At 42.1% G+C, this 21,894-nt stretch carries 19 protein-coding genes; 9 read left to right on the top strand and 10 right to left on the bottom strand.

Annotated elements, in window-relative coordinates; all coding sequences use genetic code 11:
* Positions 1 to 120 precede the first annotated feature (120 nt).
* From alaS to BC751_RS18815, 7 genes are all read left to right on the top strand, one after another.
* Positions 121 to 2,751, top strand: coding sequence for an alanine--tRNA ligase (alaS, locus tag BC751_RS18845; RefSeq protein ID WP_130276975.1), 2,631 nt, complete (start codon positions 121 to 123; stop codon positions 2,749 to 2,751).
* Between the two features lie 76 nt (positions 2,752 to 2,827).
* Complete coding sequence (gene gatB / locus BC751_RS18840; RefSeq protein ID WP_130277645.1) at positions 2,828 to 4,288, top strand: Asp-tRNA(Asn)/Glu-tRNA(Gln) amidotransferase subunit GatB; 1,461 nt, start codon at positions 2,828 to 2,830, stop codon at positions 4,286 to 4,288.
* A gap of 1 nt (position 4,289) precedes the next feature.
* A complete protein-coding gene (locus BC751_RS18835) occupies positions 4,290 to 5,408 on the top strand; it encodes a TlpA disulfide reductase family protein (protein ID WP_130276974.1) in 1,119 nt (372 codons plus the stop codon).
* A gap of 265 nt (positions 5,409 to 5,673) precedes the next feature.
* Positions 5,674 to 6,144 (top strand): nucleoid-structuring protein H-NS, encoded by a 471-nt coding sequence (locus tag BC751_RS18830; protein WP_130276973.1) that lies wholly within the window; start codon positions 5,674 to 5,676, stop codon positions 6,142 to 6,144.
* A gap of 21 nt (positions 6,145 to 6,165) precedes the next feature.
* Complete coding sequence (locus BC751_RS18825) at positions 6,166 to 6,744, top strand: hypothetical protein (RefSeq protein WP_130276972.1); 579 nt, start codon at positions 6,166 to 6,168, stop codon at positions 6,742 to 6,744.
* Positions 6,741 to 7,580: a hypothetical protein gene (locus BC751_RS18820; protein WP_130276971.1), complete on the top strand. Its 840-nt coding sequence runs from the start codon at positions 6,741 to 6,743 to the stop codon at positions 7,578 to 7,580. Before BC751_RS18825 ends, BC751_RS18820 begins: the two co-directional genes overlap by 4 nt.
* Complete coding sequence (locus BC751_RS18815; RefSeq protein WP_130276970.1) at positions 7,567 to 10,026, top strand: leucine-rich repeat domain-containing protein; 2,460 nt, start codon at positions 7,567 to 7,569, stop codon at positions 10,024 to 10,026. The genes BC751_RS18820 and BC751_RS18815 overlap by 14 nt, the downstream gene beginning before the upstream one ends.
* Before the next feature lie 116 nt (positions 10,027 to 10,142).
* On the opposite strand, the gene BC751_RS18810 is transcribed toward BC751_RS18815, so the two are convergent.
* The 7 genes from BC751_RS18810 to BC751_RS18780 all read right to left on the bottom strand — a co-directional run bounded on the left by BC751_RS18810 (position 10,143) and on the right by BC751_RS18780 (position 16,822).
* Positions 10,143 to 12,029 (bottom strand): IS1634 family transposase, encoded by a 1,887-nt coding sequence (locus BC751_RS18810; RefSeq protein WP_242617319.1) that lies wholly within the window; start codon positions 12,027 to 12,029, stop codon positions 10,143 to 10,145.
* 264 nt (positions 12,030 to 12,293) lie between these two features.
* A complete protein-coding gene (locus BC751_RS18805; RefSeq protein ID WP_130276969.1) occupies positions 12,294 to 13,316 on the bottom strand; it encodes a hypothetical protein in 1,023 nt (340 codons plus the stop codon).
* Between the two features lie 10 nt (positions 13,317 to 13,326).
* A complete protein-coding gene (locus BC751_RS18800; protein ID WP_130276968.1) occupies positions 13,327 to 13,650 on the bottom strand; it encodes a DUF3817 domain-containing protein in 324 nt (107 codons plus the stop codon).
* Position 13,651: 1 nt separating this feature from the next.
* The gene (locus BC751_RS18795; RefSeq protein ID WP_130276967.1) at positions 13,652 to 14,200 is read right to left on the bottom strand and encodes a hypothetical protein; all 549 of its coding nucleotides are present in this window, start codon (positions 14,198 to 14,200) and stop codon (positions 13,652 to 13,654) included.
* Positions 14,201 to 14,211: 11 nt separating this feature from the next.
* On the bottom strand, positions 14,212 to 14,925 hold the full coding sequence (locus BC751_RS18790; protein ID WP_130276966.1) for a tetratricopeptide repeat protein: 714 nt from the start codon (positions 14,923 to 14,925) through the stop codon (positions 14,212 to 14,214).
* A gap of 8 nt (positions 14,926 to 14,933) precedes the next feature.
* The gene (locus BC751_RS18785) at positions 14,934 to 16,352 is read right to left on the bottom strand and encodes a CCA tRNA nucleotidyltransferase (RefSeq protein WP_130276965.1); all 1,419 of its coding nucleotides are present in this window, start codon (positions 16,350 to 16,352) and stop codon (positions 14,934 to 14,936) included.
* Positions 16,349 to 16,822: a hypothetical protein gene (locus tag BC751_RS18780; protein ID WP_130276964.1), complete on the bottom strand. Its 474-nt coding sequence runs from the start codon at positions 16,820 to 16,822 to the stop codon at positions 16,349 to 16,351. The genes BC751_RS18785 and BC751_RS18780 overlap by 4 nt, the downstream gene beginning before the upstream one ends.
* Positions 16,823 to 16,994: 172 nt before the next feature.
* Here BC751_RS18780 and ppsA point away from each other — a divergent pair, with 172 nt between their 5' ends.
* Together ppsA and BC751_RS18770 are read left to right on the top strand one after the other, a co-directional pair.
* Positions 16,995 to 19,370, top strand: coding sequence for a phosphoenolpyruvate synthase (gene ppsA, locus BC751_RS18775; protein WP_130276963.1), 2,376 nt, complete (start codon positions 16,995 to 16,997; stop codon positions 19,368 to 19,370).
* Positions 19,371 to 19,393: 23 nt separating this feature from the next.
* The gene (locus tag BC751_RS18770; protein WP_130276962.1) at positions 19,394 to 19,834 is read left to right on the top strand and encodes a hypothetical protein; all 441 of its coding nucleotides are present in this window, start codon (positions 19,394 to 19,396) and stop codon (positions 19,832 to 19,834) included.
* Here BC751_RS18770 and BC751_RS18765 read toward each other — a convergent pair whose 3' ends face one another.
* From BC751_RS18765 to BC751_RS18755, 3 genes are all read right to left on the bottom strand, one after another.
* On the bottom strand, positions 19,835 to 20,593 hold the full coding sequence (locus tag BC751_RS18765) for a hypothetical protein (RefSeq protein WP_130276961.1): 759 nt from the start codon (positions 20,591 to 20,593) through the stop codon (positions 19,835 to 19,837).
* Between the two features lie 9 nt (positions 20,594 to 20,602).
* Positions 20,603 to 21,139 (bottom strand): acyl-CoA thioesterase, encoded by a 537-nt coding sequence (locus tag BC751_RS18760; RefSeq protein ID WP_130276960.1) that lies wholly within the window; start codon positions 21,137 to 21,139, stop codon positions 20,603 to 20,605.
* Positions 21,140 to 21,220: 81 nt separating this feature from the next.
* Entirely contained in the window at positions 21,221 to 21,877 is a 657-nt protein-coding gene (locus BC751_RS18755) for a protein-L-isoaspartate(D-aspartate) O-methyltransferase (protein ID WP_130276959.1), read from the bottom strand.
* Positions 21,878 to 21,894 lie beyond the last annotated feature (17 nt).

Genomic DNA, 21,894 nt, shown 5'->3' with positions numbered 1-21,894 from the left:
ACGATTTGAAGGGTAATTCTTCTAATTTTGTAGCCCTTAACGGGCTTTGGGTGATTAATTCTCGAAGAGCAGCAAAGATAGCAATTAAATTAAATAATCCGAACATTCTCAAAAGCTTACATGGAAGCAAAAAAAATCAGAAGTACTTTTATTGAGTTTTTCCAATCAAAGCAACATCAATTTGTTCCTTCTTCTCCGATAGTGGTCAAAAACGATCCCACCCTGATGTTTACCAATGCAGGGATGAATCAGTTTAAGGATTATTTCCTGGGCAATGAAACGCCAAAATTCAGCAGGGTGGCCAATAGCCAAAAATGTCTGAGGGTATCCGGGAAGCACAATGACCTGGAAGAAGTAGGGGTGGACACTTACCACCATACCATGTTTGAAATGTTGGGCAACTGGTCTTTTGGGGACTATTTTAAGAAAGAAGCCATAGAATGGGCCTGGGAATTGCTGACCGAGGTATACAAGCTGCCCAAAGACAGACTTTATGTATCGGTTTTTGGGGGAGATGCAGGAGACCAACTTGAAAAAGATACGGAGGCTTTTGAAATCTGGAACCAAATTGTTCCGGCTGACAGGATTCTTTTTGGAAGCAAAAAGGATAATTTCTGGGAAATGGGCGATACGGGACCTTGCGGGCCTTGCTCAGAAATCCATATCGATTTAAGGTCCGATGCCGAGCGTAGCAAGGTAAGTGGATATGATCTTGTCAACAATGACCATCCCCAGGTAATTGAGATCTGGAACTTGGTTTTTATGCAGTATAACCGCCTGGCAGATGGCAGCTTAAAAGAACTTCCAGCCAAGCATGTAGACACCGGGATGGGCTTTGAAAGGCTGGTAAGGGCAATTCAGAACAAATCTTCCAATTACGATACCGATGTTTTCATGCCATTTATTCAGGCTGTGGAAGAAAAATCGGGAAAAAAATATGGGGAAGATGAGAAGGTTGATATTGCGATGCGTGTAATTGTGGACCATATCAGGGCCATAGCATTTACCATTGCTGACGGTCAGCTTCCTTCCAACAACAAAGCCGGTTATGTAATCAGGAGGATTCTAAGGAGAGCTGTTCGTTATGGCTATACTTTCTTGGGATTTCACAAACCCTTCCTCTATGAATTGTTGCCCCTTTTGGCCAAAAATTTTGGGGACATCTTCCCTGAAGTAGCTGCCCAGCAGGAATTTATTGCCAAGGTCATCATGGAAGAAGAGGCTTCTTTCTTAAGAACTTTGGATAATGGGCTCAAAAAACTGGATCAGATCAAAGCCGATCTCACCCAAAGTGGTGAAAAGGTAATTGACGGAAAAACTGCATTTGAGTTGTACGATACTTATGGTTTTCCATTGGATCTGACTTCCCTGATCGCGAGGGAAAACGGCTTTTCGGTAGATGAAAAAGGTTTTGCCCGGGAAATGGAGGTTCAGAAAAACAGGTCGAGAGCCGCTGCAGAGCAGGAAACCGGTGACTGGGTCATTGTCAATGAAGAAGAAGGAGTGGAGTTTGTAGGGTATGATTACCTCAGCAGCCAAAGTAGGATCATCAAATACAGGCAGATCAAGGATAAAAAAGGGGACAGGTTCCAGCTGGTTTTGGACAGGACGCCTTTTTATGCGGAGAGCGGTGGGCAGGTTGGAGATCAGGGTTGGCTTCAAAGTGACGAAGGAAGAATTCAGGTATTGGATACCAAAAAAGAAAATGACCTGATTGTGCATTTCGTGGACCAAATCCCTGCCAATCCACAGGCTGTGTTTCATGCCCAAGTCAATGAAGAAAAGCGCCTGTTGACTATGAACAACCACAGCGCCACCCATTTGCTTCATGCGGCCTTAAAAGAGGTATTGGGTGACCATGTGCAGCAAAAAGGTTCTTTTGTCAATGATGAACTTTTGCGTTTTGACTTTTCCCATTTCGCAAAGATGAGTGAAGAGGAAATCGCAAGGGTGGAACGTATCGTAAATTCAAAGATCAGGGAAAATATTCCTTTGGGAGAGCAAAGAAATGTTCCTATTGAAGAGGCCAAAAAACAAGGGGCAACTGCCCTGTTTGGTGAGAAATACGGGGATTTCGTTCGGGTGATCACTTTTGATATAAACTTCTCGGTTGAACTTTGCGGGGGTACCCACGTGCCCGCTACCGGGAATATCGGTCTGTTTAAGATAGTTTCTGAGGGTTCTATTTCAGCAGGAGTGAGAAGAATTGAGGCCATTACCGCCAAAGCTGCTGAAGAATATATCCAAAGCCACCTGGATCTCGTAAAAGAAATCCAGGAATTGTTGAAAAGCCCTAAGGACCTTAAAAAGGCAGTAGAGGCTTTGATTCAGGAGAGGAATGAACTGAAAAAGGAAATAGAAGCCTTACACCTACAGCAGGCAGTTGCTTTGAAATCCGAGTTGCTTCAAAAAGTAAAAACGGTAGATGGGATCAATCTGATTATCGAACAGGTGAAATTGCCATCCGCTGATGCATTAAAGAAGCTTTCTTTTGAGCTTAAAAATGAAGTCAGTCACGTATTGGCCGTGATTGCAGCGGAGATAGAGGGCAAGCCCCAGGTTGCGGTTGTCATCAATGAAGAACTGGTAAGTTCAAAAGGCTTGAATGCCGGCAACCTGGTCAGGGAACTGGCTAAAGAAATCCAAGGAGGGGGAGGGGGACAGCCCTTCTTTGCAACAGCCGGGGGTAAAAATATTGAAGGATTGCCTTTGGTGATAGAAAAAGCCAAGGCGATGTTCTCCGGGAAATGATAGAATAATGGGTTCAAATTTGGTTTTACCTGAATTTGAACCCATTTTTGGAAACCAAGAAGTAAAAATCAACACAATGCTTTCTGCAGAAATTAAAAATAAATACGAGTTGGTGGTTGGTCTTGAGGTCCATGCCCAATTGCTTACCCAGAGCAAAATGTATGCTGCCGACTCCACAGAATTTGGTAATCTTCCCAATACGCAGGTATCTGTAATCACTTTAGGCCATCCTGGTACCTTGCCCAAGGTAAACAGAAAGGCAGTGGAATATGCCATGAAGATGGGTTTGGCCTGTAACTCCAATATCACCAGGACCAACATTTTTGCCCGAAAAAACTATTTCTACCCTGATCTTCCGAAGGGATATCAGATTACCCAAGACAAAGGGCCAATCTGCGTAGGTGGAGAGGTACCTATTACCTTGCCGGATGGCTCTCAAAAATCCATTGCCCTGACCAGAATTCATATGGAGGAAGATGCAGGTAAATCCATGCACCTGGCAGGTGAGGTGGATACCTTGGTGGATTTCAACAGGGCAGGGGTTCCTTTGATAGAAATCGTTTCTGAACCGGATATCCGTTCTTCTGACGAGGCTTACGCTTACTTGGTGGAGATCAAAAAACTGGTCAGGTACCTGGAAATCTGCGATGGGAATATGGAAGAGGGGTCTTTACGTTGTGATGCCAATATTTCCGTAAGGCTAAAAGGCGCCAAGGAGTACGGTAAAAAGGTAGAGGTCAAAAATATGAACTCCTTCCGCAATGTGGCCAGGGCCATTGAGCATGAATTTGAGCGGCAGATAGAACTGATTGAGGCAGGCGTTGAGATTATTTCCGAAACAAGGACATTTGATGCTACCACAGGGACTACTTCCGGAATGAGGACCAAGGAAGACCTAAATGACTACAGGTATTTCCCGGAACCTGATCTTAGTCCGGTGATTATTTCCGAAGAATGGCTGTCCAGTGTCAAGGAATCCATGCCAGCACTGCCAAGACAACTTTACAATAAGTTTGTACGTGAATATGGTTTGCCGGAATATGATGCTGGGGTCTTGACAGACAGTAAGGAGATTGCCTTGTATTTTGAGGAGCTTTGCAGCTTGACCAACAATTACAAGGCTGCTTCCAACTGGATGATGGGGCCTGTCAAATCCTATTTGAATGAACTTACCTTACACATTGCAGATTTCCCGATTGGACCGAGACGTTTGGCAGAGTTGATAGACTTGGTTGATCAGGGCAAGGTGAGTTTTTCCGTTGCTTCCCAGAAAATTTATCCTATTCTTTTGGAAGACAGGTTAAAAACACCTTTAGAAATAGCCCAGGCCCAGAACCTGATCCAAGAAAGTGATGAGGACAGCATTAAGCCATTTGTAGAAAGTGTTTTGGCTGAAAACCCTGCTAAAGTAGCTGAGTACAAATCCGGGAAAAAAGGTTTGATGGGGATGTTTATGGGGCAAGTGATGAAAAAATCACAAGGCAAAGCCGACCCTAAAGTGGCTACAAAAATATTGACCGAACTATTGGATAATTGATATGAAAAATCTTTCTAAAGTACTGTTTGTATTTTCTTTTTCGCTGCTCCTTATTTCCTGCGGAGGGGTTGGCAAAAAGGAGTTTGATGGAGAAGTTGTGATCTCGGGAAAGCTCAGCCATATGCCTGAAGGTAAGATTGTCCTTTCTGCCCTCAATGATGAAATGTCCGCAACGATAGCTGAAATCATTCCTTCCTCCAATGGTAAATTTGAATATAAGTTGACTTTGGAAGGTCCTGGTTTTTACATGCTCAATCTGATGGATAAGAAAGAGGTCAGATTGGCCTTGTATGATGAAGATGTGGAGCTGATCTACGATTTTTCTGATGAAGGTAGTCTTGTATTGAAAGGATCTCAGGACTCCCAGTATATGCTTCAGATTGAAGCCCTGATGAAAGAATATGAAGAAAGCATCAATGGACTTAACAACGAATATTTTGAGGCCATGAGTGCAAGAGATCAGGATAAGATCAGGGACATACAGCTGAGGGCAATGAATCTGGAATCCGATCTCGGTGAAAAAGTCAAAGAGCTTGTAGGAAATATGAACGGAAGCTTTGCTGCTTTGGCAGCCCTTCCCATGATCAATCCCAAAAAGGATTTCCAGTTTATGGATGAACTTGTTACCAAGATGAACCAAAAATATCCCGGATTTAAGACCGTGCAGAATCTGATGGTTCAATTGGATGAGATGAGGGCATTGTCCGTGGGGCAGGTGGCACCTGAAATTTCTCTTCCTGATCCTTCCGGAAAAATTGTGAACCTTTCTGATCTTAGGGGAAAATATGTGCTGATAGATTTCTGGGCAGCTTGGTGCAGGCCTTGTAGGGAAGAAAACCCAAATGTGGTAAGGCTTTACAATCAATATAAGGACAAAGGTTTTGAGGTATTTGGGGTATCACTGGACAGGACGCATGAAGCTTGGGTTAAGGCCATTGAGGATGACCACCTGACCTGGACCCATGTTTCAGATCTGAAATACTTCAATTCCGTGGCAGCGGCCACCTATCAGATCAACGCCATACCTGCCACCTATATGCTTGATCCGGAGGGTAAAATTATTGCAAAGGATCTCCGAGGGCCTTCTTTGGAAAATAAATTGAAGGAGTTGTTTGATTAAAAAACAACCCATTTAAATAAAAGGCCTGAATGAAAAAAAATCAGGCCTTTTTTATTGGGAAAATAAATTTTATTTTCCTGCAAATTACCTTGTATAAAGTGTAATTATTTTGCTATACATTTGAGCAATTATTTCCGACAATTGCTGCAAGGAGCAGAGGGTTTATAAAAAAATCCTAAAAAAACATGGGAATTACTTCTATGGAATGCTTTTTGTACAATGCGGACTAAGTCAGAGAAAAAACAAACAATTTATTAAACCAAAAATGAAAAGAAGAACAATTCAATCACCTGTAAGCACCCTGCTTACTTTGGCTCTTTTCGGTCTATTGGCCATGGGAGCTTGTAAAAGTAAAAAGAAAGTGGCACCTGCACCAGCGCCAGCTCCGGTAGAACAGCCTGCTCCAACTCCACCTCCTGCTGCTCCTAAGCCTTCTGCTGAAGAGGTTGCCGTAGGTAAATTGGAAAATTATTTCAACAGCATTGCTCAGTCCACTAACGTTGATGCTGCTAACAGGACTATCAATGAAGCTTTGGGTATGTTCTCCAATCCGCAAACTCCGGTGTTGATTGTCATCCACGAGGAAAATGGTATCAAGGACTATGATGAGCCTACCACCATTGAAAAGTACCTTCACTACCTGAAGGATACTAAAAAGAATCTAAACTTTATCAGTGACATCAGGTTAGATGGTAATGGTAGGGTAACCGAATTGGAACTTCGTCGTAAAAAATAATCTGCAGAAATCTTAATCATTATGAAAAAATATATCTCACTATTTCTGATGCTGTTTTTGGCCACTGCAGCAGTGTCAGTAGCGCAATCAGACAATATCAGCCCAGCTAGAAAGCAGGCTATCGACTCCCTTGCTTTGGAAAAAGTTAAGGATTTGAGTAAATATATCAGCATCATTGGTAGCAAAGAAACACAGTTTTCTGAGGCAAATCGAGTAATGGACCGTGCTGAAGAGCTTTTCGCTCCTGGTGCTGAAATGGGGGTTTCTTCCTTGAACAGAAAAGAAATCGCTTACTACAAAGTTAGAAGGTATTTCGAAAGGCTGATGGCGCTTAACTATGACAGAGTGAACATCACCTGGTATGATATCCACTACATTTCCGATTTGGAAAGACAGCCTGATGGCCGTTATGTAGGAGTGGTAACTGTTTACCAAAGATTTGAAGGAACTTCTCTTGAATCAGGTTTGAATTACAGAGATACAACCAAAAAAGACATCACCATTTACGTGGAGAAAAAACAAACTCAGATTGCCGGTAGAACCATTGAGTTCTGGGATGTGATGTTGGGTGATATCCGCGTGACTGAAACCTCCGCATGAGAAAATTAATAGTATCAGTACTCTTATTGATCTTATCCTTAGAGATGGCTCCGGGGCAGGGTTTGTACAGCCCCGGTTCCCCTAAGGACGATGGAAGGTTCGCTGCTTCCACCAAACAGGTTAACCAATTTTTCAGAAGGTTCAATGCTGAAGAAAGTGTTGACGGTAGCCAACGTTATTATAGCGGTGATCCCCTATATAGGGATAGAGAACTTCGGGGCAAGTTTATCAGCATTCTTTTTGATAATGAAACTTCAGGTATTTCCAATGACCTCAAAAGAGAATTTATGGCTGAGGTGCTTTCAGAAGTAATGCCCCAGTATATCAATTTCCATAGGGAAGGATGGTTTGCTGAAGTACAATCCATTTTCACTTACAGAGGAAAAAGAGAAAATGTAACGCTTTTTCTAAAAATCCAGCCGGAAGGTTTGGGTTATGAATGGGTAATTGATAAGGTGATTTTCCAGCCATTCAAAGACATTTTCAACAAACCGGAAGGAGAAAATAAAGGTTTTCTTCATCCTTTAAGCCATGAGTTGGGCTTTATGAACCTTAGAAAAGCTTTCCAGGATTCGGATACGCCGGAAGCTTTTACTCCCAAGGAATACCAGCCGGATTACCTGACGCTTTTTTTGTATGAAATGAAGCGTGGCAATATCAGGTTTGAAACCATATCGGATGTAAAATTCCATTTCTTCCAGATTAACAATTGGTATTTTGAACTCAATCAATTTAATCGTCCTGGTTTCAATACAGGATGGTTGATAAGCAATTTGGTAAAACTCAATCCCGGAGATAAGGAAACCTTATTGAGATACATCTATGATCAGAAATAAACCTCTTTTTTTATTCCTTCTCGCTGTTTTTCTTGGCCAAAGCCATCTAGGCTTGGCCCAAGAGGTAGCAGGATATTCCAAGCAGGAAATCAAGGACCTCTCTTCCAAAGTAGAGGACCAAATCAGGTTTTTAGAGTATTTTTTAAACACGCTCGGCAGTCAGGATACCCCTGCCCGGGACAAAGATGTCATTATCCGGGAATCCTACAAAAAGATTTTCAGGGACGAAAAAGTCCAGGTGGAAGATGACCTGCTGTTGGACAGAAAGGTCATTACCAACAAAGATATTACGGCATACATGAAGGACATTGAGTTTTTTTTCAAAGATGCCAATTTTAAATTCAAAGTGAGGGAAATCAAACCTTTTGCGAGGGACAATGGAGAGCTCTCCTTTTTGGTTTCCATGGACAGGACCTTGACAGCCATTGGACTTAACAAAGAAAAAATCAGCAATACCAAACCAAGGTTTGTTGAGGTCAATGTGGACAAAAGATCCAATGAACTGAAAATTGCCAGCATTTATACCACCAAACTGAGCAGGGATAAGGAGTTGAAGGATTGGTGGAAAAACCTGTCTTACACCTGGGAAAACTATTTTAGAAAGAAAATCGGTTTGAGTGATACAGATTCTGTTTCCTTGGACGACCTTTATAAAATAAGTGCTATAGATAGCATCAACCTTTCGGGCAATGCCTTTGTTCAGGATCTCGATGCCATTGATGCTCTTAGGGAGCTTAAATATCTTGATATTTCCAATACCAATATTCAGGAGCTTAGTCCTATCAGCAATATTACATTTCTAACTTATCTCAATATTGCCAATACACCTACGCAGGACATTCAGTTTATTAAATATTCAGATAGACTTGTTCATCTGAACATTTCAGGTACCCAAATTAGGGATATCAGTGAACTCGGCAACCTCAAACAGCTCCATACCTTGGAAGTCGTCAATACTCCTATTTCAAGTTTTGGGGTGCTTAATTCTTTTGAAGCATTAAGAAACCTTAACCTGAGTAGAAGTGGATTCAATAATATAGAAAATATTGTTGAGCTTGAAAATCTTACACATTTGGATATCAGCGGCAATTACCTGATCAACTTGGAGATGTTGGCTGAATTAAAGAATCTGGAGCAAATCAATTTGCAGGAAACCAATATCGTTGATCTTAGTCCTCTTGCCGGACTTAATCAACTCAAGATGGTAAATATCAATCAGACAGAGGTAGCCGATTTGACCCCATTAAATGATAAATTCACCCTGCAGCGTGTATATGCGGATAGAACCAGGATTTCTGAAGCCAATGCAGACGAGTTCACTAGGCGAAATAGGCGGGTATTGCTAATCCACCATGTGGAAAATCTTCAGACCTGGTGGAATGGTCTGGCAGAAGGCTGGAAGGAGACTTTGATTGCAATCAATCCTGCGCTGTCAAAAGCAGTGCCTTCTGTTGAAGATCTTTCTGCGACGGTAGCCATGGATTCCCTGAACCTTTCAGGAAGTAGGATCTCTAACCTTGGGCCGGTACTCAAGTTCAGGAAAATAAGCTATCTCAATTTTGATAATACGGGGGTTCAGGACTTAGCTCCTTTATCCGATATGAAGACTTTGGTGTCCATTTCCGGTAGAAACAGTCAGATTAGAAATCTTTCTCCTCTTTCTAATTTGTCGGGATTGACACATCTTAATTTTGAAAATTCCCCTATTGAAAATTTTCTTTCGCTCAAAGATTTGCCTGAGTTGGTTTACTTGAATATAGACCGGTCCAGGATTGACGAAGAGGAAGTGCCTGAGTTTTTGGTGACAAATCCCAAGATCAACATCATCTACAGGACCGATGCCCTTAACATGTGGTGGGAACTCCTGACGGATGCCTGGAGAAATTTAATTGTTGATCAATTTGAAAGAGGGAATTTCCAACCGGACAGTGAGACCTTGCACAAATGGACTGCCAGTCCTGAGTTGAAAATTGGCAGGTCTTCCATTTCCAATCTTCAGCCGCTTCTTATTTTCAATAATCTTAGAAGACTGGAAGTTCATGATGTTCCATTGACTGATATCCAGGTGTTGGGAGGCATGGAACTCCTTGAGGAATTGAAAATTTCCAATGCACCTGTAAGTGATATCAATGCCTTATCTTTCCTTAAAAAGTTGAGGGTACTGGATCTTTCCAATACAGGAATTGAGGATTTGAGGTCACTTTCATCATTGAGTGAACTGAGGGTATTGAATGTGTCAGGCACCAACATCAAGGTCTTAAGGGGACTTGAGTCTTTGTCAAACCTTCAAGAGCTGGATATCGCCAATACCAATGTACGGTCTCTTCGTCCCATACAAGGCCTAATGGGTATAGAAAGGTTGATCTGTTTCAATACCAAGCTGAATAAAAGAGCAGTGGATGCCTATCGCAAGCTCAATCCTGCTGCGGATGTCAGATTCTATTGATGGCTGGGTTGTTGGGTGGCTACCATACTGAGCGACTTAGGGATTTAGAGAGGGAGAGAGGGGAATAAGTTGAAATGTTTAAAAGTTGAATGTTTAAAGTTTAACCCAGATTGCAGCTATCCGCCTGTAAGTAGCTGTAATTTGGGTATTTCTGTTTTTTTGAGTTCAAGTTTGTGTACTACGGATTTTCTTTTTTTAAACGGTTGATATTTGGCCTTAAGGATGTCGTAGATTTCTTTTAGGTTTTTGTTTGGAACTGTACACTTGCGTGTGGTAATGATTTTGTCATAGGTGTTTTTCCCTGAAGTAGTGATGACCTTTTGTGTGTTGCCTACTCTTACTATTTCACGCCAGCAGCTTTTTATTCCATTCTGTTTGAGCTGGTACCTTACTGTATTGACTATCCAATATGCAAGGATTCCCAGATGTAGATGTGCCATGGCGGCATCATCATTTTTATGGTAAATCGGTCTGAGGTCCAGGTCGGTTTTGAGGGTACGGAAGGCATTTTCTATTTCCCTGATAGTGTTATAGATATTCCAGATGATGTACTCCTCCTGCACGTTCAGGTTTGTCCGTAAAAAATAGACGCCCAGATTATCGGTTTTTGCCTGCTCCCGTTCCGGGTTTTTCTTCCATGACATTGCTGTTGCCTGTTCTGTTTTAGGGTCACTTTCAACAGTGATCTCATAATAATACTGGACTGATGGATACTTTTCTTTGGCCCTCCCGATGCGCTGGTGGACTTTATCGGTTTTTTTGACTCCTCCCTTGCTGTTGAGGGCATGGTGTATTTTTTGCAGCTCCTGTTCAAACCTTTCTTCGAACTGTAGCTTCATACCTTCCTCTTTCTTCTCTTTGGAAGGGCTTTTGACTTCTAAATAATAGTCTGTGTTTTTTTCTGTGGACACGGCTCTGAGTCTGATGTTCTGCTTTGATTTTGTTTCCAGCAGAGTTGTAAGCCTGTCGGGCACATAGCTATAATCCTTGAGTTTTGTCCTGCTTACACAGAGGTAGCTGTATCCTTTGTTCCGGATAAGATGCAGGTTTTCTTCGGTGGCTATGCCCGCATCGAGTACCACTACCGCAGGTCCTGTACAGGTGTGGACGGAAAGCTTTTCAATCATTGCGGCAAGTGTGTTGCAGTCTGCTATGTTTCCTTCCAGGATTGAGGAGTACTTGATAAACCCTTCCACATTCACTACCAGTGCCAGCACAACAAGTTTCGCATCTTTTCTTTTTTCCTTGCTCCTTCCGTATTGTGCCAGCTTACTGTTCGGCTTTTCTCCCTCAAAGTAGGTGTTGGTCAGGTCATAAAGGATGATCTTATCCTGCAGATCAAAGAGTTCATTGGTACGTTTGGAAAGGTGCTTTTCGAGTGAATCTTTGACTTTGTACAGCTCAAGCGCACTTTTGTACAGCTTGTCCTTGGTTATTTTATCCATATCATAGCCCGTAAGCTCACAGACTGCCGAGTTTTCCTTTATCCAACGGACAGTTTTGAGTTCGGAAGCGGGGTATACCGCACGGGATACAACCTGTGTGGCTGCAAGACTGGCATCTTCGGCGCTGAATCCCGCCGAAAGTAATAAAGGTGTAAGCTGTAGCTTCTCCCATGTCCGGAAAGCAATATTCTCAGCTCCTATTTCCCTGGCATTACTGTGCTGGATGGTATCCATATCCACCATCCGTGACAGCTGCTGTTCCGACTTGATATCCAGCTTCTTGGAAGATACGATCCGATTCCAGAAGTCTTCAACATAGCGTCTGACGATTGGATCTTCCTCCAGGTCAAAAAGAGAAGCCTTCTGCTCATACTTCTCGGTAAGGTGTTTCTGTATTTTGTTGAGCTGCTCGGGTGCAGCATCCTCCATGAAACCTATATTCAGGATAGTGCGATGACACACCCTGTTGTCCGCATTACGGTAACTTTCCACCAGCCGGTAGTATCCGCTGAGTATTCCCGTATCGGGATGTTTACGTAAAGAGAACTTGAAATACATGGTGTAAAGTACTGGTATTGAACCCCAAGATGCAATACCCCTTGTGTACTACAAACCGAAAAATGGCCTTATACAGCCCGTAGAAAAAAAATCACGTAGGGGGGTACGGATAATCGGAGCTAAAAAAAAGAAAATTTCCCGAAATTTTCTTTTTTAACCCCTAAAAGCTGCAATCTGGGTTAAGTTGTCCCGTGCTTGTAGCGCGGGACAATTTTTTTTAATGAGCTGAAAATTCTTTGATGCTGAGGGACTGAGGGATTTTAACTATTTTTTGAGCACTTGTTCAAGGCTGGTCCTCAATAACTGCCCCATATTTTCACAAGCCAAGAAATTGTCATTTTTATAGTGTTTGGCCAGTTCTTTTTTTAACGAATCAATATTTTCTTTTGGAGCAATGATATCTTTTTCCATGCTTCTCAATAGGTCTTCGATTTCTTTGGGAGAACTTTTCAGCCTGTTGGCAATCAAGGCCCTTTCTTCTTTCTGATATTGCCGCATGGACTCCGGTGTGATATGTTTGATCCCCAATTGGATCAGGGCATTGTTCTGTTTGAAATATTGGGGAAGGTATATGGATTTTTTTCCCTCATAAGACTGCTGATCAAAATCAATGGCCCGGATGCGGTAGTGGATTTCCTCAAAATCAGGGGTAATATCCACCACAAAGTTGGAGGAGTGCATGTCACCAAGAAGCCGGACAAAGCAGCGTTCATTGAATTTGACAAATTCTTTAGCCAATCTTATGGGGTTTTGGATATTTTCATTGACATATTGGCGCATAAACTGCTCCCCGGGTATTCCTGCAATGTGTTCTTCAATAAGGGTATTTTGGTGAACCAGATAATTGATCCGGTTTGGGGAAAGCAAATGCTCCAATTCCAAGCCATATACCCGGGAAGCATCTGCGTTTTTTACATAAAAATAATCGAAGTTGTCATTGATTCGGTTGACAATCCTTACCCGAAAGGGCTGGGTATTGCCGTAGACGCAAAGATCGATCCTGTCCACATAGAGGTGCTGCATGACGGACATGTCTCCTTCCGCCTTGAGGAGAGAGTAAATCTTTTTGACGTTGTAATGGATTTCTTCTCTGTCAGATTCGGAATAGAGTACGGTTTCCCAAAGGGTATCGTTTCCTTTGTAATCATACAGCGGGATGGATGAACTATAACGCAGCAAATCAGCATAGTGTATGGGAAAATCTACTTCCCTCCCGTACTTGATGAGATACTCCCTTAGTGTATCACTAATGGGATAAATCTTTTTTTTCTTGCTGATCAGCGCCATAATTTTCCTCTTAGTGTGTCATATTTTTCTCTTCTTTGCTCAAGTATCGGTCAAAAACAAATGGCCCAAAGGGAAGGATGGATGCAACCAATGCAAAAAAAGTTTTGCTGAAATTCCAGGAACATTTTCTTGCAGTGGGAAAAACGACATAGATATAAATCATAAAAAGAATGCCATGTGCCCACCCCACATAGGTAACCGCCAAAGGCATATCCATTACATATTTCAATGGCATGGCTACAAATAGCAAGATCAGAAAGGAAAACCCTTCAATTATACTGATCAATTTGAACCGCTTCAGCCATATGGCCTGTGTGCTAATAGGATTGCTCATGTTATTTTTTTGAAATATTGAAAAGGGCCTGCAATTGTGTCCAGAGAGAAATCTTTAGGTTTTTATCGTCATGGATGGCATTTAATTCATCTGCAAACAGGTATTCAACCCCTTCCAGTATTTGAATTTCATAATTTTTTCTTTTGGAAGCCATGAGGTCGTGCTTTAGGTTTCCAAACACAATAACTTTTTCAGGGCCTAAGGCTTGGATAATCTCCATATTTGTCCCCTCAATTTGGGGACTGCTTAATAGGGCAATATCCTTCAAAGAGCAGCCCACAGCATTCAGGATTTTAAAAAGGAGTTCACTCAGGTGGGGGGAAAGGGTTTGACCTTCATAAGCAATCAATACCCCTTTTTCGAATCCACCTTCAAATTCCATGGAGATACTTTCTTCCTCTTCCCGGATTTCCACTTCCTGAACCGTATTTTTTACTGAAAGAGCAGGCTGTTTTTCCAGATTTTGGATCAGCTGCTTTCTTTCTTCAGGCAACACATACAAGTCTGTATCAAGGAAAAGTGCCAAATCATGAATGCTGTGGTTCTCCATGTTGTGTAGGTTTACATTTTCTGGGCTTCTTTCAGGTTTTCTTGGGCAAGTTCAAAGTTAGGAACGAGTTCAAGCGCCTGACGGAAAGCTTCTACTGCTTCCACTTTATTTTTTTGTCCCATGTAAATCATTCCCTTCAGGTTGAGCGCAGCTGCTTTCATATTTACTTCCTGAGTTTCATTACTGGAAGTAGGGAAACCTACCATTTCTTCCGTGGACTTTCTGTCTTTGATCAGCATATTTACAGAATTCAGCGCTTCTTCTTCCCTGTTGAGGGAATATTGGAGGTAGGCGGATTTGTAAAGGGAAAAGAGCGTACCTGTCAATAAATAATGCCTTTCAAAGTGAGGAAGTGCTCTATCCAAAGCGCCCAATTGTTCTAAGGAATAGGCAGCGATTTCCAGTCCTGTGATGCTTTGGTCATTTCTTTCAAGCAAGTCCAAGGAGGCTACTGCTGCTGAGGCATACTGTCCTGCTTCGAAATAGAGGGTAGCCAAAAGTTCAGGGTACCGGTTGTTGGTTGGATTGCGTTCAATCAATTCCATGAGCTTTATTCTTGCTGCCGGAAGGTCATTGTACCTCATGGCAAGCTGATAGACCCTTTGATCGGCTTCGTTTCTCCTTCTCAAGCTTTCAGGATCCTGTGAGGCAGTGTTTTCTTGCTGTGCAAATGCCACTGTTCCCAAACATAGGGATAATGCAATAATTAGGGTAATTTTATTCATAAGGGTAATTAATGTTGCTTTTTTAATCCTCTTTGATCGGCTAATTTATACAATAGTTCCAAAGCTTCAGCTTTATTGTTCTGAATTTGTCCTTCCAAGATGGCTTCTTTGATTTCTTCCTTCAAATCGCCAACCATTCTGGAGGGGGGAAGACCAAATATTTCCATTATTTCTTCCCCGGAAACAGGGGGTTGGAAGTTTCGGACCTGATCCTTTTCTTCCACTTCCACCAGTTTCTTTTCAACCTTGTCGAAATTGGCCAGAAAGCGCTGTACTTTGTTGTTGTTTTTGGAAGTGATATCGGCTCTGCATAGTTTCATCAGGTCATTGACATCATCTCCTGCATCGAACAGCAATCTTCTGATGGCAGAATCGGTTACTTTGTCTGAAACCAATGCAATTGGTCTTAAATGAAGTCTGACCAGTTTCTGAACATATTTCATACGTTCGTCCATGGGCAATTTCATTCTTCTGAAAATGCCCGGAACCATCCTGGCCCCCTTGTCTTCGTGGCCGTGGAATGTCCAGCCGACCTTTGGGTTGAAGCGTTTCGTGGCAGGTTTTGCGATATCATGCATAATGGCTGCCCAGCGTAACCAAAGGTTATCTGTCATCGCGGAAATATTGTCCAAAACCTGAAGGGTATGGTAGAAGTTGTCCTTATGGGATTTATCACCAACCGAATCCACTCCGTGCAACTCCACCAGTTCCGGAAAAAACTGTTGGAGTAATTTGCTGACAAAAAGCAATTTAAACCCATAAGATGGCTTTGGGGTCATGATGATTTTGTTCAGCTCATCCATGATCCTTTCAGCTGAGACAATCTGAAGCCTGTGTGCGTCATGCACGATGGCAAGAAAAGTATCAGGCTCTATATCAAAATGTAGCTGTGCTGCAAACCTGATGGCCCGCATCATCCGTAATGGATCATCAGAGAAAGTAATAATGGGATCGGTAGGGGTTTTGATGATTTTTCGCTTGATATCACCCATGCCATCAAAAGGATCAATCAGTTCACCAAAATTATGTGCATTGACAGAAATGGCCATCGCATTGATGGTAAAATCCCTCCTTTCCTGATCTTCCTGAAGTGTTCCGTCTTCTACGATTGGTTTTCTGGAATCATGCCTGTAGGATTCTTTTCTTGCCCCAACAAACTCTACCTCCCAGTCATCGAGACGGATATTGGCGGTACCGAAATTTTTGAATACCGAAAGGGGGACATGCTCTTCAAAGCTGTCTGCTACTTTTTGGGCCAGGGCAATTCCAGAGCCAACGCAAACAAAGTCGATGTCCTTACAGGGGCGTTTTAAAATGAGGTCTCTGACATAGCCACCGACGACGTAGGTTTCCAGGCCCATCTCATCAGCGATCTTTCCTACCCTTTTGAATATGTCTATACGCTCTAAATGTTCTCTGAAATTCATGATCTATGGATTTTGATATCCCCCTCGGGACTCAAAAACAATTCTTTTGTCCCTGCACTGAGCAAAGGGAAATAATCGTCGGTCTGGAAATCGAATTCCTGAATTTTGGAATACTGAAGGATAAGGGGATGGGCGTAAGCAAACAATAGTTTGTTCCAAAACTCTTTTTTCAATACCGCGAACCGCACATTACCATGCTCAATCGGTCCGTTTTTCAAGGTGTTGTTGACAGGGGTGTGATAAATAGTGGGTTTGGTGGCAAATTCCACGATGTCCAATGATACATCAGAAAATGGCTTGGCCACAGTCCTGATCTGAAAAAGATCATAAAAAAGGAAAATACCTTCAAAATCGTCAGTTTCAGGATTCCAATCTTCCATACTGATAAGCTCAAGGATGGTTCCGTGGCCTTCCTTGATTTTGACTCTTCCCTTTTCTTTGATTTTATTTACAATTGCCCGAATGTCCACTTTTTGATTTTTTTTCAAAAATAACCCAGATTCTTGACAAATTAAGGTTTTGTGGCAGTGAATTGCTTTTGGAAGGTATTGGTAGACTTAAAAATCATTTCATTTAATGATTTTCGTCATATTTTTTTTCCGTCATTTCCCATAACTTGATTACGCTACCAAAAGCATCAATATGAGCCAATTTGTAATTCCGTTTTCCAAAATCAAAAACAGGGACATTGCCAAAGTGGGGGGCAAAAATGCCTCTTTGGGAGAAATGATGGCTGAATTGTCTTCCCTTGGGATCAATATTCCTGATGGTTTTGCTACTACTGCAGAGGCTTTTAGGGTGTTTTTGAAAGATAATCAGTTAGAAAATGTATTAAAAGACACCTTGGCCCAGCTCCATTCCAAAGACTTGAGCAATCTGGCTGAAATTGGAATGAAATGCAGGGAATTGGTTTCTAAAGGAAAGTTTAATGAAGACCTGAAAAAGGAATTTTTAAAGGCTTATGAAGCCTTAGGACACGGCAGTCCAATTTCTGTGGCTGTAAGGAGCTCTGCTACAGCTGAAGATTTGCCTACTGCAAGTTTTGCAGGCCAGCATGATAGTTTTTTGAATATAGAGGGAGCAGATCAACTGTTGGAAGCCATACATAAATGCTATGTGTCCCTGTTCAATGACCGTGCTATCAAATACCGGGAGGACAATGGGTTTGAACACATGCATGTAGCACTTTCTGTTGGGGTGCAAAAAATGGTGAGATCCGATCTTGGGAGTGCGGGCGTTGCTTTTACCATTGATCCTGAGTCGGGCTTTGGAAATTTCATTTACATTACAAGCGCTTGGGGTTTAGGAGAAAATTTAGTGCAGGGAGCGGTCAACCCTGATGAATTTTACGCCTTTAAGCCTTCCATAGAAAAAGGCATCCAAAGTGTGATTTATAAAAAGTTGGGTGCAAAAGAGAACAAAATGGTGTATTCCAAGGGAACGGAGAGGCCTGTGAAGAATATAAAAACCAGTACTGCAGAAAGGAATAGTTTTTCACTTGATTTGGAAGAGGTAGAATTATTGGCAGACTGGTGCCTGAAAATCGAAAAGCATTATGGCCTGCCCATGGATATTGAATGGGCCAAGGATGGGCAAAGCGGTGAGATTTTTATTGTTCAGGCAAGGCCTGAAACTGTCCATGGGGCCAAAGAGGGAGTAAAAATTAAGGAGTATAAAATTATTGGGAAGAAATCTGCCCCCATTGTCAAAGGTAAGTCGGTGGGCAGTTCCATTGCTTCAGGAAGGGTTTGTATAGTCCATTCTATAGCAGATGCAGGTAAGGTAAAGCAGGGTGATATCATTGTAGCTGATATTACCAATCCGGATTGGAATGCCATGCTTAGAAAAGCGGTCAGTATTGTTACCAACAAAGGTGGGCGGACCAGCCATGCTTCTATCGTCGCAAGAGAACTGGGCATCAATGCCATAGTGGGGACAGGTGATGCCACTGCCAAATTGAAGGACGGCCAGGAGATTACCGTGTCCTGCCTGGAAGGAGATGAGGGCTCGGTCTATGATGGAATTCTGGATTGGACGGTTAAAGAGATTGATTTGGGACAGCTTCCTGCTACCAAAACCAAGCCTATGTTCATTTTGGCAGATCCTTTTAATGCTTTTCGCCTGTCATTTTACCCAAATCAAGGGGTAGGCCTTCTTAGAATGGAGTTCATCATCAGCAACAGCATAAGGATCCATCCCATGGCCTTGGTAAAATTCGAGGAACTACCTGAATCAAATGACAAAAAAGCCATTGAGGCCATCACGCAGCATTATGCGGATAAGAGGAAATATTTTGTTGAAAAGCTTTCGGAAAACATTGCCATGGTGGCAGCAGCTTTTTATCCCAAAGAGGTCATAGTACGGATGAGTGACTTTAAGACCAATGAATATGCCCAACTCATGGGGGGCAAAGGGTTTGAACCTGGTGAAGAGAACCCAATGCTTGGTTTTAGGGGAGCATCGAGGTATTATCATCCCCTTTATAAAGAGGGATTTGGCCTTGAATGTGAAGCCATGCGGGTGGTGAGGGATGAAATGGGTTTGACCAATGTAAAATTGATGATTCCTTTCTGCAGGACAGTCGAGGAGGGTAAAAAAGTATTGGATGTCATGAAAACTTTTGGTCTGGAGCGTGGAAAAAATGGACTTGAAGTCTATGTGATGGCAGAAATACCAAGTAATGTGATTCTGGCTGAGGAATTTGCTGAAATTTTTGATGGATTCTCCATCGGTTCCAATGACCTGACCCAATTGACTTTGGGAATTGACAGGGATTCGGCCATCGTATCTGACTTATTTGATGAAAATAATAAAGCGGTGAAGGCCATGCTTTCTTCTGTGATCCAAACTGCTAGAAAAACAGGGAAGAAGATAGGTCTTTGTGGCCAAGCCCCAAGTGATTATCCAGCCTTTGCACAGTTTTTGGTGGATGAAGGAATAGACAGCATTTCTTTTAATCCGGATGCCTTATTGAAAGGGATTGAAAATATAATCGTAGCTGAATCCAAAAAACATTAATTCAATTATAAACACCTAATACTATGGACAGAAATTCATTTAAACAGGTTGGCGTTTGGATAGATCATTCCAAGGCCCATTTGATCGGTTATAATAATGGTGATGCGGTTTTGTTAGAAACAGTGGATTCCCCGTATGAGTCCATGAGAAGGTACGAAGGGGAAACGGATGATAAAACCAGGTTTTCTCCCAATCCGGAACATTCATCCAATAACGAATACCGAAAAAACAACATAACCCAAAACGAACTCAATGAGTATTTCAAAATGATGGAGGGCAAATTACAGGGCTATGATGATATTCTGCTTTTTGGTCCAGGTACAGTAAAAGACCAAATGAGAAACAGGTTGAGGGAGAACAAGGCATTTAACGGAAAGTGGCTTTCTGTTGAAAGTTCTGATAAACTGACTGAAAATCAACTCTTGGCTTTTGTCAGGGATTTTTACAAAAATGCCACCCCTTGATCAAACCAGTTTTTGAAAGCCTTCCCTGATTTTGGAAACTGCATCGAAGGAGTTGTCAATGTTGACGACTCCTTTTCCCAATTCATGCCAATAGCCATCTCCACAATCAATAAAATGTCCTTGATGGTTCGGGACTTGTTGCTTGGCCTTGGAGTAATCGTAATCCGGGAGAAAAACATAAGAAAGCAGCTCTTTGGTTTTGTCCCAGTCGCCATCAATGATCTTTCCATTTGATTTTATTTCCACTTTTCTGATTGAAAATTTAACAGTCAAATGGATCATTTTTTCCCCTGATTGGGTCCGGATGAGGTAGCGTAGGCTTAAGGGAAGTTCTTTTTTACTGGTTTCATAAATGGCCTGGATCAAATCTTGTGCAAAAATCTGCCATTCCTGTTGATTCTGGGGAATAACTCTTGAAGTTTTACCCTGACGGTCTTTTACCATCAGACTGATTCCTCCCTCTTCATCCATAAGTGTACTGGTCCACTTTGATTTAAGGTACAAATCCTTCAAAGGTTTTTCCCAGATTTTTGAGATTTCCCCTTTGAAGTGGAAATCATCGTCCAAAGAAAATCCTTCATCAAAAATCTCTTCTTCGGAAAGTTCTTCCCTGTCAGTGTAAATCAGATCAAGGGAAGTTTCCAATGATTTTGCCCCAAAACCGATTTTCAGTTTAAAAATATGACTGTAGGGTGGGGGGACCACCCCAGAGTCAAATTCAATTTCCATTGAGGATAAATCTTCGGCTTTAAGGTGCATACTTTTTGTTTATTTTTTGATTTTGGGTTCTTCCATATTAAAAATGGATTTAAGCTCCACCGCATCATTTGGATCCATTCTCTTGGCCAAAACCAGTCTTAATTGCCTTCTTCTCAAGGCGCCTTCATACAGCTCGATTTCTTCAGGGGATTCAGGCAAAACTTCGGGAACCTCTATCGGGCGTCCATTTTGGTCTACTGCTACAAAGGTAAAAAATGCCCTGTGGGTCTGTATTTTTTTATTGGCGGGGATATCTTCTGCCCAAACTTCAATGAAAACCTCCATAGAGGAGTTGAAAGCCCTGGTAACCTGTGCTTTAAGTGTTACCACATTTCCCAGTGCAATGGGATGTTTAAAAGAAATGCTATCTGCTGAAGCAGTGACTACAATCCGGTTGGAATGTTTTTGCGCTGCAATTGCTGCCACGATGTCCATCCAATGCATCAATTTTCCCCCCATTAAGTTGTGAAGGGTATTGGTGTCATTAGGTAGAACCATTTCGGTCATTACCACTTCGGATTGCTTGGCAGTTTTCTTTTTTGTCATAAAAACTATATTTCAGGCAAAATTACAAAATTTTAATCTACAAATAAAAGTCGGTTTTCTTCTATTCGGTATAAAATTTTGTTATTTCCATCCTTCTTCTCCCAATAGCGGTACAAATGCAAAATTTTCGAATTCCTCCTGTTCGATTTTTGTAGCCGTTACTTTGGTAAGGCGCAGCATTTTTTGGGTTTTTCTGTCCCCAACAGGGATAACCAGGATTCCGCCAATTTTCAGTTGTTTTAATAAGGATTTGGGTACTACCGGAGCCCCGGCAGTGACAAGGATTTTGTCAAAAGGAGCCTGCTCAGGTATACCCTGTGACCCGTCCCCAAAATAAAAGTGGAGAGGGATCCCCAGTTTGGCCATGAATTTTTTAGTCCGTTCGTAGAGCTTTTTTTGAAACTCAATGGTATGGACCGCTGCACCGAGAAGATGGAGAATAGCGCCCTGATACCCGGAACCTGTACCGATTTCCAGTACTTTGTCCCCCGGTTTGATCTGTAGCAGCTCTGTCTGAAAGGCCACTGTATACGGTTGGGAAATGGTCTGTCCCTCACCGATCGGAAAGGCCTTGTCTTCATAGGCATGGGAGTCTAGGGCCGTATCGAAAAAAAAGTGTCTGGGGAGGGTATTGATTGCCTGCAATACCGCTTCATTTTTGATGCCTTTTGTTCTAAGTAACTTAACCAGTTCTCGTCTTTGTCCTTTGTGTCGGTAAGTGTCCTCTAATCTCAACATGCCTTATGGAGAAACTT

Source organism: Cecembia calidifontis (genome assembly GCF_004216715.1).
Classification (GTDB): Bacteria; Bacteroidota; Bacteroidia; order Cytophagales; family Cyclobacteriaceae; genus Cecembia_A; species Cecembia_A calidifontis.
Note: the sequence above shows the minus strand (reverse complement) of the source record. Positions and strands in the feature narration are given on the sequence as shown.

What these genes read in the sequence shown, in the direction of transcription:
- gatB (WP_130277645.1), top strand. Translation starts at nt 2,828, where the DNA reads ATGCTTTCTGCAGAAATTAAAAATAAATACGAGTTGGTGGTTGGTCTT.
- BC751_RS18820 (WP_130276971.1), top strand. Translation starts at nt 6,741, where the DNA reads ATGAGAAAATTAATAGTATCAGTACTCTTATTGATCTTATCCTTAGAG.
- BC751_RS18790 (WP_130276966.1), bottom strand. Translation starts at nt 14,925, where the DNA reads ATGAATAAAATTACCCTAATTATTGCATTATCCCTATGTTTGGGAACA.
- BC751_RS18765 (WP_130276961.1), bottom strand. Translation starts at nt 20,593, where the DNA reads ATGCACCTTAAAGCCGAAGATTTATCCTCAATGGAAATTGAATTTGAC.
- BC751_RS18795 (WP_130276967.1), bottom strand. Translation starts at nt 14,200, where the DNA reads ATGGAGAACCACAGCATTCATGATTTGGCACTTTTCCTTGATACAGAC.
- BC751_RS18830 (WP_130276973.1), top strand. Translation starts at nt 5,674, where the DNA reads ATGAAAAGAAGAACAATTCAATCACCTGTAAGCACCCTGCTTACTTTG.
- BC751_RS18770 (WP_130276962.1), top strand. Translation starts at nt 19,394, where the DNA reads ATGGACAGAAATTCATTTAAACAGGTTGGCGTTTGGATAGATCATTCC.
- BC751_RS18810 (WP_242617319.1), bottom strand. Translation starts at nt 12,029, where the DNA reads ATGTATTTCAAGTTCTCTTTACGTAAACATCCCGATACGGGAATACTC.
- BC751_RS18805 (WP_130276969.1), bottom strand. Translation starts at nt 13,316, where the DNA reads ATGGCGCTGATCAGCAAGAAAAAAAAGATTTATCCCATTAGTGATACA.
- alaS (WP_130276975.1), top strand. Translation starts at nt 121, where the DNA reads ATGGAAGCAAAAAAAATCAGAAGTACTTTTATTGAGTTTTTCCAATCA.
- BC751_RS18755 (WP_130276959.1), bottom strand. Translation starts at nt 21,877, where the DNA reads ATGTTGAGATTAGAGGACACTTACCGACACAAAGGACAAAGACGAGAA.
- BC751_RS18760 (WP_130276960.1), bottom strand. Translation starts at nt 21,139, where the DNA reads ATGACAAAAAAGAAAACTGCCAAGCAATCCGAAGTGGTAATGACCGAA.
- BC751_RS18825 (WP_130276972.1), top strand. Translation starts at nt 6,166, where the DNA reads ATGAAAAAATATATCTCACTATTTCTGATGCTGTTTTTGGCCACTGCA.
- ppsA (WP_130276963.1), top strand. Translation starts at nt 16,995, where the DNA reads ATGAGCCAATTTGTAATTCCGTTTTCCAAAATCAAAAACAGGGACATT.
- BC751_RS18785 (WP_130276965.1), bottom strand. Translation starts at nt 16,352, where the DNA reads ATGAATTTCAGAGAACATTTAGAGCGTATAGACATATTCAAAAGGGTA.
- BC751_RS18815 (WP_130276970.1), top strand. Translation starts at nt 7,567, where the DNA reads ATGATCAGAAATAAACCTCTTTTTTTATTCCTTCTCGCTGTTTTTCTT.
- BC751_RS18835 (WP_130276974.1), top strand. Translation starts at nt 4,290, where the DNA reads ATGAAAAATCTTTCTAAAGTACTGTTTGTATTTTCTTTTTCGCTGCTC.
- BC751_RS18800 (WP_130276968.1), bottom strand. Translation starts at nt 13,650, where the DNA reads ATGAGCAATCCTATTAGCACACAGGCCATATGGCTGAAGCGGTTCAAA.